The sequence below is a fragment of the Acetatifactor aquisgranensis genome, from assembly GCF_943193215.1.
Taxonomy (GTDB): Bacteria; Bacillota; Clostridia; order Lachnospirales; family Lachnospiraceae; genus Acetatifactor; species Acetatifactor aquisgranensis.
This window is the reverse complement of record NZ_CALPDH010000019.1, coordinates 1-15326: the sequence shown is the minus strand read 5'-3', so window position 1 is coordinate 15326 and position 15326 is coordinate 1. Positions and strand designations below refer to the sequence as shown.

Sequence of the window (15326 nt, the reverse complement as noted above, 5' to 3'; positions counted from 1 at the left end):
CGCGGCCCCCAAAGTCAACAATTCTGCCGGACTGTCAGCATTCCGTCTGCCCTTTCATTTTCCGAAACTCCATGGGACTGCAGTTCACCGCTTTCCGGAAGACGCGGTTGAAATAATAGATATCGTTGTACCCGGAGGAAAAGGCGATCTCCGTCACGGAATCCGAACTGTTCAGCAGCAGCTCCTTGGCCCGCTCGATCCGCACCTGCTGCAGATAATCCCCGAAGGAAAGCCCCGAAAGCTTCTTGAAGATGATGCAGAAATAGCTCCTGCTGCAGCCGATGTATTCCGCCACGGTGCTGGTGGAGAGATCCTCCTCCAGATGCTCCTTCATGTAGATGACGGCCTTCAAAATCCTCTCCGCGTCGCTCCCCAGAGACCGGTCTGCCATGCTTTCGTATACTTTTGACCGGTAAGACGAAAGCCACTGCACAATCTCCTCCGTGTCGGAGAAAAGGGGCACCATGATTTCCGGCAGCTCCAGCATCCCCTCCAGCTCCCCGATATACCGGGCGATCATCATCTCCAGCCTCCGCACGTTGGACGCCTTGGGCTCCACCTGCGAGATCAGCTCCTTCAGCCGCTCGAAGGCCCCGTCGGAGAAGAACCAGTGCTGGGTCCTGCACACCTCCCAGATAGCCGCCAGCTCCTCCCCCATCTCCTTGGGAGGCACGGCCTTGTTATTGCGCTGTTCGTATTTCTCCAGAATCCGCTGGAGGATGGTGTCCCCATTGTCCAGCTCCATGGAGGTCTTGGAGATATAGTCCAGTCCCCCCAGCCGCAGGGTGGCCTGGACATAGGAGAAGTTCTCGAAGAAGGACAGCACCACGAACTGCACCTCCGGCTTGATCTTCCGGCACTCCTCCATGAACTCGATCCCGTTCATCTCCGGCATGTCGATGTCCACGAACACCAGGTCCACCGGGTGCTCCCGGACGAACTGCAGGGCCGTCTTACCGTTCTGCACGTCCCCCGCCACCACCATGCCGTAGGCCTCCCAGTCCATCAGGGACACCAGGCCCCGCCTGGCCAGTTTGTCGTCATCCACTATCAGAACCTTGATCATGTATGCTCCTTTGCTATCCGCACCGGAATGATGATGGTCACCTTGGTGCCCCTTCCGATTTCGCTGTTGATCGTCAGGATGGACTCTCCCTTATAGAAGCCCTCCAGACAGTGGCGCACATAGCGCAGCCCGATTCCGGCCGTATCCCCGTCTCCGTTGTTCTTGTAGCAGAAGGGGCGGTTGAGCTGCTCCAGCTTCTCACGGCTCAATCCGCTGCCGTGGTCCTGGATGGTGATGACCGCGCAGTCCTTGCGCTCATCCTGGAATATCCGGATGTCCACCACCCCCATATCTCCCAGGCCGTAGCGCAGGGCGTTCTCGATCAGGGGCTGGAGCAGCATCCGGATTGTCTCCGTCTCCAGGTACTCCCCCTCCTCCACCTCCATGGTGGCCTCGAAGTCATACCGCTGCCGCTGGAGGTTGATGTACTTCTGCGCGATCTCCACCTCCGTGCGCAGGGTGCTGCTCTTCTCCTCCTTGCCCAGGTTGTAGGCCAGCAGGGACTTGAAGTCCGCCAGGAACCTGCTGATGGACTCCTGGTGCTCCAACTGGGCCATCCACTGCACGGAATTCAGGGTGTTCAGGAGGAAATGGGGATTGATCTGGTACATGAGCTTCTCCCGCTCGGTCTTCTGCCGCTCCTCTTCCTCCGTCTGCACTTTGGTCAGGAGGTTCTTGATGTCCACCTTCATCTCGTTGATCTTGTGCATCAGCTCCCTGAATTCCCTGACCTCCAGATCCTCGCTGACGGGCTCCAGCTTCCCCTCGCCCACCTCCTCGATCGCCTGTTCCAGAGATTTGATGGGGCGGCCCAGCATGTTCCTGGTGGCCAGCATGATCAGCAGGGCCGGAATCGCCGTGAGCACGCACAGCAGGAAAATCTTCTCATACCATGCGATCATTTCTTTCAGGTACTCTTCCTGGGGCACACCGTTCACATAGATGAATCCCATATCCGACCGCTTTGCCACAAGATAGTAGTCCCCGAAGACTCCCGAAAAGCTGCCGTCCTCATCCAACGCCAGATCCAGGACCTGTTCCCGGGCGAACAGGTCGCTGTTGGAAAAGAGCACCTTTCCGTTTTCATCCAACTGCATGGAAAGATAGGAAGCGCCCCCCCTGGGCGCATAATCCTCTATATTGGATTTCATCTCGATGTAGATGTCCAGCGTCCTGCCGTCAAAAGCCTGGCGTTCCTCCAGCAGGGAGACTACAACGATCTCGCTGCTCTTCCTTTTGGATTTGTGGAGGGCCTGAAACTGGTTCTCCCCAATCTGCATCACGCATCCGGCGGCAAAATCCTTGTCCTTGAAGGCCACGCTGTCGAACAGCTCCTCCTTGGTGTCGCTGTCTATGTATATGGCCAGGTTCACATAATTATTGATGAAGCCGATGGAGACGATCTCATTCTCCAGCTCCCGCCTGCGCTGGTATTTCTCGAAATTGTTCTCCGAATACAGGTAATCCTCCAGCATGGAGCCGATGCTGCCGTCCTCCCCCATCTGCTGCATCATGCGCACCATGGTGAAATAGCAGAATTCCAGATGGTCTATCTCATTGCTCATGTTGGCCATCAGGGAATTCTCCAGGCGATGCTGCTCGACGGACTGGATGGTGATGCTGGAGACCATGTAGAGGGAAAGGATGCAGGCCACCAGTCCGATCATGCTGATCAGGAGAATCCGTCCCTGCAGGGATTTCGTGATTTTTTCCCTCATCATATCCAGTCCGTCCTGACGGCGATCCCCAGCTCCTCCAGCTTCCCATAGGCCATCTCCACGATCCCGTCATAGACCTGTTCCGGGTCGTGGCAGTCGGAGCCTACGTACACCGAAAGCCCTGCCTCCCTTACCTTTTCCCAGAATCTGTCGAGGGGGTATTGGTAGCGCTCCCCCTCCGAGAACTGTTTCTTCCCTCTGCGGAAGCCATTGGCATTGTACTCCAGCGCGAAGCCGTATTTGGCCGCGCCCTCCACGATGATGTCGCAGGCCCTCTCGCAGTGCGCATCCCAGGGCAGGTCGTTTAAGAAAATCAGGTCGGGATGTGCGGCGTACCTGAAATACCCGGTGCGCATGGCTTCTACGATGTTCGCGGCGTAGATTTCGTAGTCCCGGGTATCCGGCAGCTGGTAGACATTGATCAGCTCGCCGTTCTCCTTTTCATAGAAGTGCTGGCCCAGCAGCAGATAGTCGCAGTCCTCCCGGGATAGGAGCTTTTCATAATAGGCCCTGTCCTCCCGGACATACTCGCCCTCGAAGCCCCGGGTGATTGTCAGGCTGTCGCGGTAGGCCTCACGGAGGGCAGTAATCTCCCCCAGGTACTCGTCCAGCTCCTGATAGGGCATGCGCAGGCCGAATCGGTCGTCATAAAAGGGCATGTGGTCGGAGAAGCCCAGCTTCGATACGCCTGCCCTGACGGCTTCTTCCACGTATTCTTCTGCGCTTCCTCTGGCATGGCGGCATCTGTCACAGTGAGTGTGGTAATTTACACGTTGGATTGTTTTGGTCATGGTCCTTCTCCTTTTTTCTGGTTGGGATTGCACATAAAGGAGGTTCCGGTCGGGGGTATCCCCGGGCATTAGTCGGGGCATCCCAGGGCATTGGCCGTGATTCCCGCGCCGCAAGAGCCTCGCGCCCCGTCGCGCACCCGGAACCGGAGCCCTGCACAATGCCCCGGATGGGGATATTATATCATATCCCGTTTTCCCCGCACAATAGGAATGGAACAACCTTTATAGATACATCCGCATTTCTCTTTCCAGGAGGGCGTCCGTATGCGTCCTGATGATAATCGGCGTACCGTCATGAGTGAGACGTCCTTCCGATATGCCCACCAGCTCTTCCGTCAGAAGGTTCTCATAGCTGCCGTCCGCCATGTGGGCGGCTATCTCTCCGGTGTAGCCCTTCAGGCTGAATATCCCCACCACGCACTCCTGTCCCATCTTGCACCACAGATACGCTACGTCCTTGTCGTCATCCCCGAAGCTGCCGTAGATGCCGTCTGCCGTAAGCTCCGTTCTCTTGATTTTCGCACACCTGGCGATGAAGCCGGAGATGTCCTCCCCGCCCGAGAAATCCGTGGCGTCTTTTTCGAAGATGCTGGGCCTGTGGGAAAGCATCCTCTCCTGCCCCGCGTATACGAACGCGATCCCCTTCAACAGGAAGCTTAGGGCCGTCCAGTTCAGGATGGACTGCTTATCCTCCACATGATGGGCGATTCTGTCCTGGTCGTGGTTCTCCAGGCAGCGCAGCTTCACGAAGTTCTCCGGGTATGTCCCCTCCTGCTTCTCGATCTCGTCCAGGTACAGGGACAGCGGATGCGCGTCCTTTCCTTTCACATAATGCAGGAAGGAGGGCCAGATATCATAATCATAGCAGATATCGAACACCTCGTACAACTGGGAATCCGTTGCGCAGTACCCTCCCTGGCTGCGGATGAACTTGATGAAATGCTTCTCCGTGGACTCTGCCAGCCAGATGGCCCCGGGCCTGACCTGCTCCACCGCTTCCCGGGCCTGCCGCCAGAACTCCACGGGGACTCTGGGGGCCACGTCGCAGCGGAAGCCGTCCACCATCTCGGCCCACATCTTCAGGGTGTCGATCTGGTACTGCCACAGCTCTTCCTTGCCATAGTCCAGATCCGCGATGTCGCTCCAGTCCGGCACCAATGTCACGGTGTTCCCCTGTGCGTCCCGCTTGAACCAGTCCGGGTGATTCTCTATCAGCCAGGAATCCGGCGATGTGTGGTTGTACACCACGTCCAGGATGCACTGCATGCCCCTTTTGTGGATTTCGTCCGTGAGGTGCCTAAAGTCCTCCATGGTGCCCATGGCAGGATCCACTTTCCGGTAGTCCTTTATGGCATAGGGGCTCCCGTCCTTCCCCTTCCGGTTCAGCTCGCCTGTGGGCTGGATGGGCATGAACCAGATGATGTCCGTGCCCAGGGCCTGGATGCGGTCCAAATCCTTTTCCACAGCGGCGAATGTGCCCTCCGGGGTATGGTTCCTGACGAACAGGGAGTACATCATCTTCTGCCTCAGTTCAATCTTGGTATTTTCTGCCATCTTGTTCTCGACCTCTTTTCTAGAAATTCATATCGTTCCGAAGAAAACCCGGGTACACAAAGGCGGCAGGAGAAAACTCCCCCGCCGCCCCGTGTCAAAAGTGCTTATTCGTTCACAGCCTTGGTGACTTCGTCCAAGATTTCCTGGCCGCCCTCAGCGTACCACTTGGTCACGAAGTTGTCGAACTCGTCAATCGGAGCCTGGCCTAAGATGATCTTCGCAAAGGTCTCCTCCTCCAGCTTCTCCAGGTTCGCCCACTTGGTAGCCATGGTGTCTGTCTGGCCGCTGAATGCGTTGTAGATAGGCTCATATCCCTCTTCCACCAGAGGCCTCTCACCAATCATGATGGATACCAGGCGAGGGATGTTGGAATCAGCCTTCTCGTTTTCCAGATCCCAGTACTCCAGGGAGAAGTCATCCTTGGGCTCTAACTTCATCACTTCGATGGCATCCAGGTCGTTCCTCAGGAGCTTACGTCCGGTGACGTCCACGTCCTCTTTCGCCACTTCGCCCAGATTGAACTTCTTCAGCCACTCGTAGGAATACTCGATCTCATCAGCGTTGTCATATACATTGAACAGAGGATATACTGCGGCGGTAGAGGTATCCGCGGTCTTGCCCTCGTCTGTCCACTGCTGCTCATTGGCGATCAGATAGTTGATGATCTGCACTGCCACTTCGGGATGCTCATAGCCCTTGCGCACGCACACATACTGGGTGGTAGGATCGGCCATGGGGGAGTAGAACTTTCCGTCCGCTGCCAGAGGAGCCATGTAGGCCATCCACTCCTGGCTGCCGTCTAAGGTCACGCTGTCCACGGTGTAGCCGCACCACCAAGGGCCAAAGAAGATGCCGGCCCTGCCTGCGGTCACAGGCTCAAGGGCATCGCTCCTTACGAACACTTCAGGGTCGATGACGCCGGCTGCGTACATCTCGGCCAGCTTGGCCAGAGCGTCCTTGGTCTGGGGCTGTACGGAGCCATAAGCTACGGTGCCGTCGCCATTGTCCAGCCAGTACTCAGGATAGGACTCATATGCGCCGAAGATGGGATCCAATCCCCAGCGGTTCTGTCCTCTTGCAATCAGCTGGTCTCCGGAAGCCGGTCCAATGATGCCGATGGTGTTGTCGCCGCCCAGCTTGGCCTCCACGAACTTCTTCGCCACATCGAAGACTTCGTCAATGCTCCTGGGAACCTCCAGGTTCAGCTCATCCAGCCAGTCCTGGCGGATCCACATGGTGTTCACGCCGCTGGCCGTCAGGTTGGGAGCAGGGATCGCATACATCTCGCCGTCGGAAGAGATGGCATCCATCAGGGCCTCTCCGCCGGAATTCACGTACTGCTTCAGTCTGTCGGAAGCATACTCTTCAAATACCTGGGTCAGGGGCTGGATCTGGTCGTACTTCAGCATGGCAAGGAACTGTGTCTGGCCTACGTTCACTGCGTCAGGCAGCGTGTTGGAGGCGATGCAGAGATTGATCTTCTGCTCGAAGTCCGTGTTGGAGCAGATCCAGTCATACTGCACGTCGATGTTCATATCCTCTTTCAGCCACTGAAGGTAGCGGCTGTTCTCCACAGACTCGCCCTCTGCGAAAGTGGTGTTGGGGTCCAGGCCATGGCCCATCTTGATGGTGACAGTCTCCTCGAAAGGCTGCAGGGCCTTGGAGCCGCTGGCATCTGCCTGGCCGCCCTCATCCCCGGAGGCCTCTCCGGCATCAGATTCCTCTCCGCCGGCCTCAGCATCAGATTCCTCTCCACCGGCTTCGGACTCAGCGGGAGCCGCGGAGGACTCCTGATTTGACTCAGCCGCGCTGCTGCCGCTGCCGGCATCGCCGCCGCATGCAGTCATCGCCAGAGCCATGGTTCCAACTAGCATGAGTGAAATAAGCTTTTTCAATTTCATAATACTTCCCTCCATTTTTTATTTGTATTTTCATTCAGATTCCATATGGGAAAAATCAACCCTTTACGGAACCCAAAGTAATACCTTTGACGAAGTACTTCTGCAGGAACGGATACACGATCAGCACGGGCACCATGGCGATGAAGATCTTCGCCGCGTCCAAAGACTGGTTGTTCAGCTTGGAGGCAGCCGCGATCTGCTCCGCGTTCATGGTGGAGTAATCAAGGGTCACCACCATCTGCTGTATGTAGGTCTGCAGGGGATAGCTGGCCTCCTTGGTGCTCAGCACCAGGCCCTGGAAGAACTCGTTCCAGTAGCCCACGATGGTGAACAGGGTAATGGTGGCGATGCTGGGCTTGGCCAGAGGGATATAGATGGAAGCCCATATCCTCCAGGGGCCGGCCCCGTCCACCAGCGCCGCCTCCTCCAGCTCGGAGGGGAGGTTCTTGAAGAAGTTCATGGCCAGTATCACATTGTACACCGGAAGCCCGCCTGCCAGCACCAGGCCCCAGATATTGTCAATCAGCTTGTAGTTGCGCATGGTCAGGTACCAGGGCACCGTACCGCCGTTGAACAACATGCAGAAGATTAAAATCCACATGAATATGTTGCGCTTGGGGAACTGGGCCTTTGTCCTGGAAAGGGGGTAGGCCGCCATCAGGATGCAGCCCAGGCTCACCACGGTTCCCAGCACCACCCTGCAGATGGAGTTCCAGAAGGCCTGGAAGAAAGCGCCCTCGCCTACGATCTTCTTGTAAGAGTCCACATTGAAGCCCACGGGCCAGAAGGATACCAGTCCGGCATTCACCGCGTCCTTGGAGCTTAAGGATACACACAGCACATACCAAAGGGGCAGCAGACACATGAGGCCGATCAGCACCAATATGATGACATTTATGACATCAAATACTTTCGATCCTACAGAATTATCTTTTATATTCATGGTGTCTCCTCCTTATTAGAATAACTTATATCCCGCGAACTTATCCGCCATCCAATACCCTAAGGTAATCAGCACGAAGCTTACCACGGATTTCAGCAAACCCACCGCTGTGGCCAGGGAAAACTGCAGATTGACGAGACCGGCTCTGTACACCCATGTATCCAGGATGTCGCCCGTGGAGTACACCAGCGGATTGTACAGGTTGAAAATCTGGTCGAAGCCCGCGTTCAGCACATTGCCCAGGGACAGGATCGCCAGCAGTGCCACTGTCATCTTGATGCCAGGCAGGGTGATGTGCCAGATCCGCTTGAAGCGCCCTGCGCCGTCCACAGCCGCTGCCTCGTAGAGTTCAGGCGCGATTCCCAGCATAGTGGACAGATAGATGATGGCATTGTAGCCGAAGTTCTTCCAGATGTCCGTGCCGATGACCAAAGGCCGGAACATGCTGTCCGTACCAAAGAAGTTGATGCTCTCCCCGCCGAAGAAGTTAATCACCGAGTTGATGGGGCCCACGTAACCGAAGATGTTCAGCACAATCTTCGCCAGGATGACCCATGACAGGAAATAGGGAAGATATACGATGGTCTGAATGGGCCGGTACAGCTTCTGGATACACAGCTCGTTCAGCAGAATCGCGAACACCAGGGGCACCACCAGGTTCGCTATGATCTTGCCCATGGCGATTATGATGGTATTGGTCAGGACCTGTCTGATGTCGCTCATCTGGAACATGTACTCGAAGTTTGCGAAGCCGATGAACGGCGACTTCCACATGCCCAGGCCAGGGTTGAAATCCTCGAACGCCATCACGATGCCGAACATCGGCACAATGTTGAAAAGCACCAGCCAGATAATTGCCGGTATCAGCATTATGTAATAATGCTTCAGGAACTTTTTGTTGAACATATTCCCGCCCTCCTTCAAGTTTATGAAGTTTTTATTTGTTGATAATGCAGATTTTATCATTTTTACCAAACGCTTTCTATGTGATATTGTCAAAAAATAAAAGTGATCCATTTCCAATTTCGACTGCTTTTATCGGAAATATGATCACTTTTAAGTCAGTTTTGTAAAATTTGTTATTTTTGAAGAGAACATTTTTCATGCCGCTTTGGCAATATGCTGTCCTACCAGATGAAAAGCTCCCTGCCGTTCAGCTTCATTAACGCCTCCAGGAAATAGTAGTCTCCGTAGATGATGGAGAACTCATGCTCCTGGTCGTGGTAGGCCGCGGTGCATTTCTCCAGGAGATTGTCCTCCTCCTCGTTCCAGCGCACCCGCTCCTCCGCCAGGGCCCCCAGCATCTTCAGGGCCGCTGACAGGTAGATCCTGCTCTGGCGGCCTTCCTTCAGCTTGGCCAGCTCTATCAGGCCGCAGGAGGCGATGGCAGCCGCCGTGGAATCCTCCAGCGCCACGTCCACAGGCTGGCGGAAGTCCACGGGGATGAAGCCGCTCTCCGGGATGTTGGCGATGAAGTAATTCGCCACACGCTCGGCGGTGGCCAGGTAGGCCGGATCCTTGGTGTGCAGGTGGCTTAATGTAAAGCCGTACAGCGCCCAGCTCTGGCCTCTGGTCCAGGAGGAGCCTTCCCCGAAGCCCTGGCCGCCGTAGCTTTTCACCATTTCGCCGGTCTCTAAGTCGAACTCCACGATGTGGTTGGAGGAGCCGTCCCCCCGGATGAAGCTCTTGCCTGCCGTATCGGCATGGCTCACGGCTATCTGGGAGAACCTGGGGTCTCCGGTCTCCTCGCTGGCCCAGTACAAGAGCGGCAGGTTCATCATGCAGTCGATGATGGCCCATCCCCTGTGGTCGTCCGGCCCCCAGTCGTTCCAGGCCCGGATGAAGTTCCCCCGGTTGTTGAAGCGCCCGGCCAGGTTCCCGGCGGCCAGCAGGCCTCTGTTCCGGGAGGCGGGATTCTTGGTCACGCGGTAGTCCGCAACGGCCGTGGGGAGCCACCGGAAGCCGTTGTCGTGGTCGAGCCTGTTGATGTCCATCAGGCAGGCGTCCAGCTTCCGCTCGTTGTCCTCGGCAATCTCCTTGTAAAGTTCCTTTCCGGTCAGGGCGTACATCTGCCACATCATGCCGCCCCAGAAGCCGTTGGTCCACCAGCCGATCTCCTCCCCGGACTTGTCGTCATGGACGCCGTGGAGGGTGGTGTAGGGGATTTTGTCCTTTGACCGCTCTGCCACTCTCTCCAGCTTGTGGGCCACCCTGTCCAGGGTCTCCTGGGCCCATTTTGTCTCTTTTTCGTTTAGCTGCATTGTCTCCTCTCCTTTCTTATATCAAAGATACCTATCCATCCATTGCCAGCGCTGTCATAACAGCATCTTCAGACCACCGCCTCGACGATTGTCCTGCCATCCATCAGAAGCTTTTGCACGCCTGTCTTCTTATTTTTACTGAAATTGAAACTGACCATATAACCCTTAGTCAGATGATAATCGTCCAGATAGCCAATCAATTGCCGTTCCCCACGACTGTTGTACTCATTCCCCCGCCAAATTTTCATCTCACAGACATACTGCTCCCCCCGGTAATCAATGATGATGTCCGTCCGCCTCATGTCGCGGGTTCTGGCTTCCACGTAGTAATTGCCCGCCCAGCATCTCCTCCGACAGGAACAGATTATAGAGCCTGGTCTCGAAAATCCGGTTCGCTACCGCTACCGCCCCATCGTGGCTTTTTATCATCCCAAACATTCTCCCGATATCCAATACACGGTTGTCCGTATTGAAGACAAATTTCTCGCCCCTGAACAGGATTGCATAGAAAGTACGCTTCAGCTCCGGGAAATCCTCCAGCTTCTTCACCATATCGTCAAACAGCGGATTGGACTCAGCCAGCAGTTCTTTGACGGCCTCCGTCACGCCGTTCTTCGTCCATGCGGAGCATCTGTCTGGAAAGCCCTCTTTTCCCGGAACGACCATATCCATAAGCTCGCATAAGCGCGACACCAGAAACGGATAACCGGAGGTGTAATCATGGAGCAGGCCTGCTATCAGCGGAATGTCCATGCCAACATGATGATTCCCCTCATACTCCGCCAGCATCCCCGCGATGTCCTCTGCCGAAAAGCTCATATCCAGAGCCAGATTAGCCGCGATGTTCCAGGGACTGTTGTACTGATGCTCTGAATCCTGCCGTATCCGCAGCTTCAGGTTCCGGACATCATAGACTCCTGCCAGGATGACAGACTGGAAAGCGGGCTGTCTCTTCCTGGCCAGGAACTTTTTCCGAAGCAGTCCCAGAAAGGTGATGAAAATTCCATGGTTGCCCGCCTGATCCACCTCGTCCACCATCAGCACCACCGGGCGGTCCGCCTCGCCGCACAGCCTGGAGATAAAGCCGGACAGCTTCATCATGCTGTATCCCTGCGGAATCTCTTCGCTCAGCTCCCGGCATTCCCTCCGAACCGCTTCGGAGATGCCCTCCACGCCCTCATAGCAAAGGGCATCATTCAAAAGCCCTAAAAAAGTCTGGCAGAAAACCTCCTCAGAACGGCACAGTTCATCCCCTATGCCCTCGAAGCTGATGGAAAAGACGCTGTAATGTCCCGACAGCTTTTCGGCCAGCAGATTCATCATTGTCGTCTTTCCGTACTGTCTTCCTCTGTTTATGGTGAAATACTGTCCTTTGTCAACCATCTGCACGATTTTCTGCAGACGGCTGTCCAGATTGACCATGTAATGCTCCTCCGGATAACATATGCCTGCCGTATTAAAGCATTTTTCCATATTCTTGCCCTCACCAGCAACTCCGTGACTACATCTTATACTGCCTAACGATTTCACTTGCCGTGAAACCAGACTGCATAACGCTGACTGGTTCAATCGCATGATTACATTAGGCAGTATTCAGCGTTATGCAGTATAAAAATGTATGATTTTATTTTAGCATAGATTTGCGGAAGTCTCCACTCAAATTTTTCCATGTGCTGATCTGTTGTCGTCCCCTCAGTGCCGCACCGAGAAATAGTTCATCAAGATTCCCTTGATATGGCTGTAGCGCCTGGCGTAGGAATTCTCCACCCGGATCAGCTGCAGACCGTGGGCCGCGCAGATCTCGCTCTTCCTCCTGTCTCTGCTCAGCACCACCTCATCCTCGAAGTGCTCCTTGCCGTCCAGCTCGATGGCCAGCACCGGGCGTGGCTCCTGGCCCTGCTTCTCATAGACCACGAAGTCGAAGCGGCCTGAACGGAACAGGTCGCTTTGGTCCATGTCCTCCGCGAAGACCTGGGAGATGGGTACCTCTTTCTGTATGGTGAAGCGGTTCTGGGACAGCCAGATGTTCTCCAGGGCGTGGTTCAGGTTCTCCAGAAAGGCCTCCTCCGTGGCGGTGCTGAAGGGCTTCACCCCCAGGGCCCTGGAATTCGCCGTCTTGCGGGTGACCCGGGTCTCGCCGTTCTTCTTCACGTATTCCACCAGCTCATACAGGTCGTCCTCCGTGCCCTGTCTGTGGAGCCTGGCAAGGTTCGCGGAGTCGGAGAGCAGGATGAGGCGGTCCCTGGCCCGGGAGGTGGCCACGTTGATCAGCTCCTTATTGTTCTTCAGCCATTCGTAAGTACCCGCCTGGGTCTGGTCGGTGATGGCGGTGGAGAACAGCACCACGTCCTTCTCATCCCCCTGAAAGGCATGCACCGTGCCGCAGGACACATGGGAAAGCCCCTCCCGCTCCAGGGCCTCCTCGATGAGCTTCCTCTGGTTCACGAAAGGCGTGATGACCCCGATGCTCTGCTCCCTGTGGCGCCTGGCGTAGCCCAGGATTTCCTCCACCTCCCCGGGGGCCGTATTGCGCAGGGCCTCCCCTCTGTTCTTCACGTCCACGTACACCAGCGGGCGCGGCTCTTTGCTCTCGGAGCAGATCTGGAGCCTGGCATTGTAATACTTCTGATTGTTGAATTCGATGATCTTCCTGTTGCAGCGGTAATGGTTGTGCAGCAGCACCTCGTCGCTGACCGCATCGCAGGCCAGGAAGGTCTTGTAGATGGAATTTTTGCAGTAATCGTACTCCTGGGCCACATTGTACTTCTTCCGCAGCTTCCGGTTGGGCGCCTCCTCTAAGAGGATCACCGGGTTGAGCTGCTGGGGATCCCCCACCAGCATCAGGCTCTCACCCCGCAGGATGGGCACCAGAGACACCGCCGTGTTGCACTGGCTGGCCTCGTCCATGATGACCATGTCGAACATGGGGCCCGGCTCCCCCAGCCTGTGGGCGGAGATGCAGGTGGTGATGATGATGGGGAAGATTTCCTGGAGCTTCTTCACGTTTGCGGTCTCTGTCAGGTATTTGGAAAAAGCGGCAGTCTGCTCCTTTTCGTCCGTGTCAAAGAGGACTTCACGCAATTTAGCATATTTCTTATCATCCAGTTTCTTGAGATACCGGGCAGATGTGTAATAGAGGTATTTACGCAGCTCCTCCAAATCGTCGTACAGCAGGGCCAGGGCATCCCCGTCCGTAATCTCCCCCATCTGTCCGATCCGGTTCTGAATCTGCCTAAGCTGCCTGCCCTGGAGATCCGCCTGGAAGGGCAGCATCTCCAGGGACATCTGCATCCGGCTCTGGTACTCAAGCATCCGGTTCAGGGTCTCGCGGCGCTCCTTCAAGTCCAGCATTTCCTCATATCTGCGCAGCAGGTTGGACAGGTCCTTCGCCCGGTGGGCCCTGTCGTCCTTCCTCCGGTCCAGGGTACCCTCGAATACGGTAATCCCCCGGGCCTGTTCATACAGTTCCCGGATATACCCTATGGCCTCCCGGACCTTGTCCACGTTTCCCAGCCGCAGGACGGGGAATGGAATCCGCTTCCCCTGATACTCCATGGCTGCCAGCTTCTCGAACACCGTATTTACAGGGTGATTGTTATAGGAAGCAAAAAGTACCGTCTTTTCGTTGAAAAAGGCGGTGACGATGGTGTTGAGGATGGTATTGGTCTTCCCTGTGCCGGGCGGGCCCTGGATGTAGGCCACCGGGTACTTCATGGCATTGTGGATGGCCAATAGCTGGTCCAGATTGGTCTGGCGGCCGATCAGGGCTAAGGGATAGTTCTTCCTGCGCAGGGGCCTGTCCAGAAGGTCTCCGAAAAAGGCCTTCAGGGGCACCGTGGCCCTGTCCTCGTCATACATCCTGATGATGGCCTGGTATTCCCCGTGGAGATCCAGGGCGATGTCCATCCCCAGACCGATGATGTATGGCATGTCGTCCACCCCTGACACCCTGCCGCTGTGCTTCATGACGCAGTCCTTGATTTTCTCCTGATTCCGCTCAAAATCGCCCAGGAGCTCGTACTCGTCCCCGTCCAGGTATCTGCGGATGTTCTCCTTGGTCTCCCCGTAGCGGAATTCCGTGCAGATGGTGATGTCCTCCTCCGGGCGCAGGAGACGGCTTTTCACGTCCAGCTGGAGCTTGCGGCAGGCCAGCACATAAAGCCCCCTGGCGGTATGGATGCTGAGCACGTTCATGGCCAGCTGCTGGATGGAGAGCCTGGTGGCCTTTTCCTTTTCTTTCTCCGTCCTCCTCTGGAAATTCCGGACAATGGCGCGGAACTGCTCCCCGTCCAGCGGATAGCCCTCCCCGGTAAAGCTCTCCCTGTCCAGGTAACGAATCAGGGCGAAGTCTGAACGGTAGGGCACTGTGTCCATGCGGTTGCACATTTCCAGGTAATTCAGAATCTTCAGGTTGGGGGAGTTGCGGAAAAGGGATCTGTATCTGTAGGGATTCAGGTAGATGTCCTCCACCAGCTCCTCATTGACAGGCTGGTAAGACCCTTCCACAATCTGAGAGCTGAGAATGGAATCTATATAGATGGCGTCATAGCTTTCCGTGGTAAACCGGCCAAGGTGCAGGCCGTCTACGGACAGGGTGCGCTTTTCCGGATTCAGGCTGCGGATGCCGATCCAATACTTCGTGACCTGAACTTCTCTGTTCCTGTACTCGATCTGCAGCCATTTTCCCTCGTGGATGGCCCTGAAAATGTCACGGCAGATATTGTTCATCGGAATGCTCCTCTTCCATGGAATGCCCTTCTTTCATTGGCTCCCTGCACCTCTTTATACATGTTTTTGCGGTTTGTCTCATGGCCGCCGGGTCTCCCTCCCTTTCAGAGCGCCGGGAGAGCGTTCTCTTCGCTTAAAGCTTGGCTACATATTTGGCGCGGTCATCCACGGGAAGCTTCAATGCATCCATGGCCTGCTCGGCTGTCCATTTCATGCTGTCCATCAGGTTCTGTATGGATGCCAGGATGGCGTTTTCTCTGCCCTCTGCCCTGCCCTCTGCCCTGCCTTCTGCCCTGCCTTCTGCCCTGCCTTCTGCCCTGCCTTCTGCCCTGCCTTCTGCCCTGCCTTCTGCCCTGCCTTCTGC

The 15326-nt window shown here is 55.9% G+C and carries 11 protein-coding genes and 1 pseudogene; all 12 read right to left on the bottom strand.

Features of this window, described 5'->3' with window-relative positions:
- Positions 1–34: 34 nt before the first annotated feature.
- Positions 35–1066, bottom strand: coding sequence for a response regulator transcription factor (locus tag NFS35_RS16475; protein WP_251208220.1), 1032 nt, complete (start codon positions 1064–1066; stop codon positions 35–37).
- Positions 1063–2787 (bottom strand): sensor histidine kinase, encoded by a 1725-nt coding sequence (locus NFS35_RS16470; protein WP_251208219.1) that lies wholly within the window; start codon positions 2785–2787, stop codon positions 1063–1065. The genes NFS35_RS16475 and NFS35_RS16470 overlap by 4 nt, the downstream gene beginning before the upstream one ends.
- The gene (locus NFS35_RS16465; protein WP_251208218.1) at positions 2784–3575 is read right to left on the bottom strand and encodes a histidinol-phosphatase; all 792 of its coding nucleotides are present in this window, start codon (positions 3573–3575) and stop codon (positions 2784–2786) included. Before NFS35_RS16465 ends, NFS35_RS16470 begins: the two co-directional genes overlap by 4 nt.
- Positions 3576–3797: 222 nt before the next feature.
- Entirely contained in the window at positions 3798–5129 is a 1332-nt protein-coding gene (locus NFS35_RS16460) for an alpha-amylase family glycosyl hydrolase (protein WP_251208217.1), read from the bottom strand.
- A gap of 104 nt (positions 5130–5233) precedes the next feature.
- Positions 5234–7030 carry an extracellular solute-binding protein gene (locus NFS35_RS16455; RefSeq protein ID WP_251208216.1) on the bottom strand — a complete coding sequence of 599 codons (1797 nt, stop codon included), beginning with the start codon at positions 7028–7030 and terminating at the stop codon, positions 5234–5236.
- Positions 7031–7085: 55 nt separating this feature from the next.
- Positions 7086–7973, bottom strand: a complete 888-nt coding sequence (locus tag NFS35_RS16450) for a carbohydrate ABC transporter permease (RefSeq protein ID WP_251208215.1) — start codon at positions 7971–7973, stop codon at positions 7086–7088.
- Positions 7974–7988: 15 nt separating this feature from the next.
- Entirely contained in the window at positions 7989–8879 is an 891-nt protein-coding gene (locus NFS35_RS16445; protein ID WP_251208214.1) for an ABC transporter permease, read from the bottom strand.
- Between the two features lie 221 nt (positions 8880–9100).
- Positions 9101–10234 carry a glycoside hydrolase family 88 protein gene (locus NFS35_RS16440; protein WP_251208213.1) on the bottom strand — a complete coding sequence of 378 codons (1134 nt, stop codon included), beginning with the start codon at positions 10232–10234 and terminating at the stop codon, positions 9101–9103.
- 68 nt (positions 10235–10302) lie between these two features.
- A complete protein-coding gene (locus tag NFS35_RS29320) occupies positions 10303–10536 on the bottom strand; it encodes a hypothetical protein (protein ID WP_330640292.1) in 234 nt (77 codons plus the stop codon).
- Positions 10511–11707: an AAA-like domain-containing protein gene (locus tag NFS35_RS16435; protein WP_330640290.1), complete on the bottom strand. Its 1197-nt coding sequence runs from the start codon at positions 11705–11707 to the stop codon at positions 10511–10513. The genes NFS35_RS29320 and NFS35_RS16435 overlap by 26 nt, the downstream gene beginning before the upstream one ends.
- Positions 11708–11926: 219 nt before the next feature.
- On the bottom strand, positions 11927–14962 hold the full coding sequence (locus tag NFS35_RS16430; protein WP_251208212.1) for an AAA domain-containing protein: 3036 nt from the start codon (positions 14960–14962) through the stop codon (positions 11927–11929).
- 133 nt (positions 14963–15095) lie between these two features.
- Positions 15096–15326: pseudogene (locus NFS35_RS16425) on the bottom strand (hypothetical protein); the annotation flags it as partial.

Coding starts and splice junctions, on each gene's coding strand:
- NFS35_RS16475 (WP_251208220.1), bottom strand. CDS start 1,066: ATGATCAAGGTTCTGATAGTGGATGACGACAAACTGGCCAGGCGGGGC.
- NFS35_RS16470 (WP_251208219.1), bottom strand. CDS start 2,787: ATGATGAGGGAAAAAATCACGAAATCCCTGCAGGGACGGATTCTCCTG.
- NFS35_RS16465 (WP_251208218.1), bottom strand. CDS start 3,575: ATGACCAAAACAATCCAACGTGTAAATTACCACACTCACTGTGACAGA.
- NFS35_RS16460 (WP_251208217.1), bottom strand. CDS start 5,129: ATGGCAGAAAATACCAAGATTGAACTGAGGCAGAAGATGATGTACTCC.
- NFS35_RS16455 (WP_251208216.1), bottom strand. CDS start 7,030: ATGAAATTGAAAAAGCTTATTTCACTCATGCTAGTTGGAACCATGGCT.
- NFS35_RS16450 (WP_251208215.1), bottom strand. CDS start 7,973: ATGAATATAAAAGATAATTCTGTAGGATCGAAAGTATTTGATGTCATA.
- NFS35_RS16445 (WP_251208214.1), bottom strand. CDS start 8,879: ATGTTCAACAAAAAGTTCCTGAAGCATTATTACATAATGCTGATACCG.
- NFS35_RS16440 (WP_251208213.1), bottom strand. CDS start 10,234: ATGCAGCTAAACGAAAAAGAGACAAAATGGGCCCAGGAGACCCTGGAC.
- NFS35_RS29320 (WP_330640292.1), bottom strand. CDS start 10,536: ATGAGGCGGACGGACATCATCATTGATTACCGGGGGGAGCAGTATGTC.
- NFS35_RS16435 (WP_330640290.1), bottom strand. CDS start 11,707: ATGGAAAAATGCTTTAATACGGCAGGCATATGTTATCCGGAGGAGCAT.
- NFS35_RS16430 (WP_251208212.1), bottom strand. CDS start 14,962: ATGAACAATATCTGCCGTGACATTTTCAGGGCCATCCACGAGGGAAAA.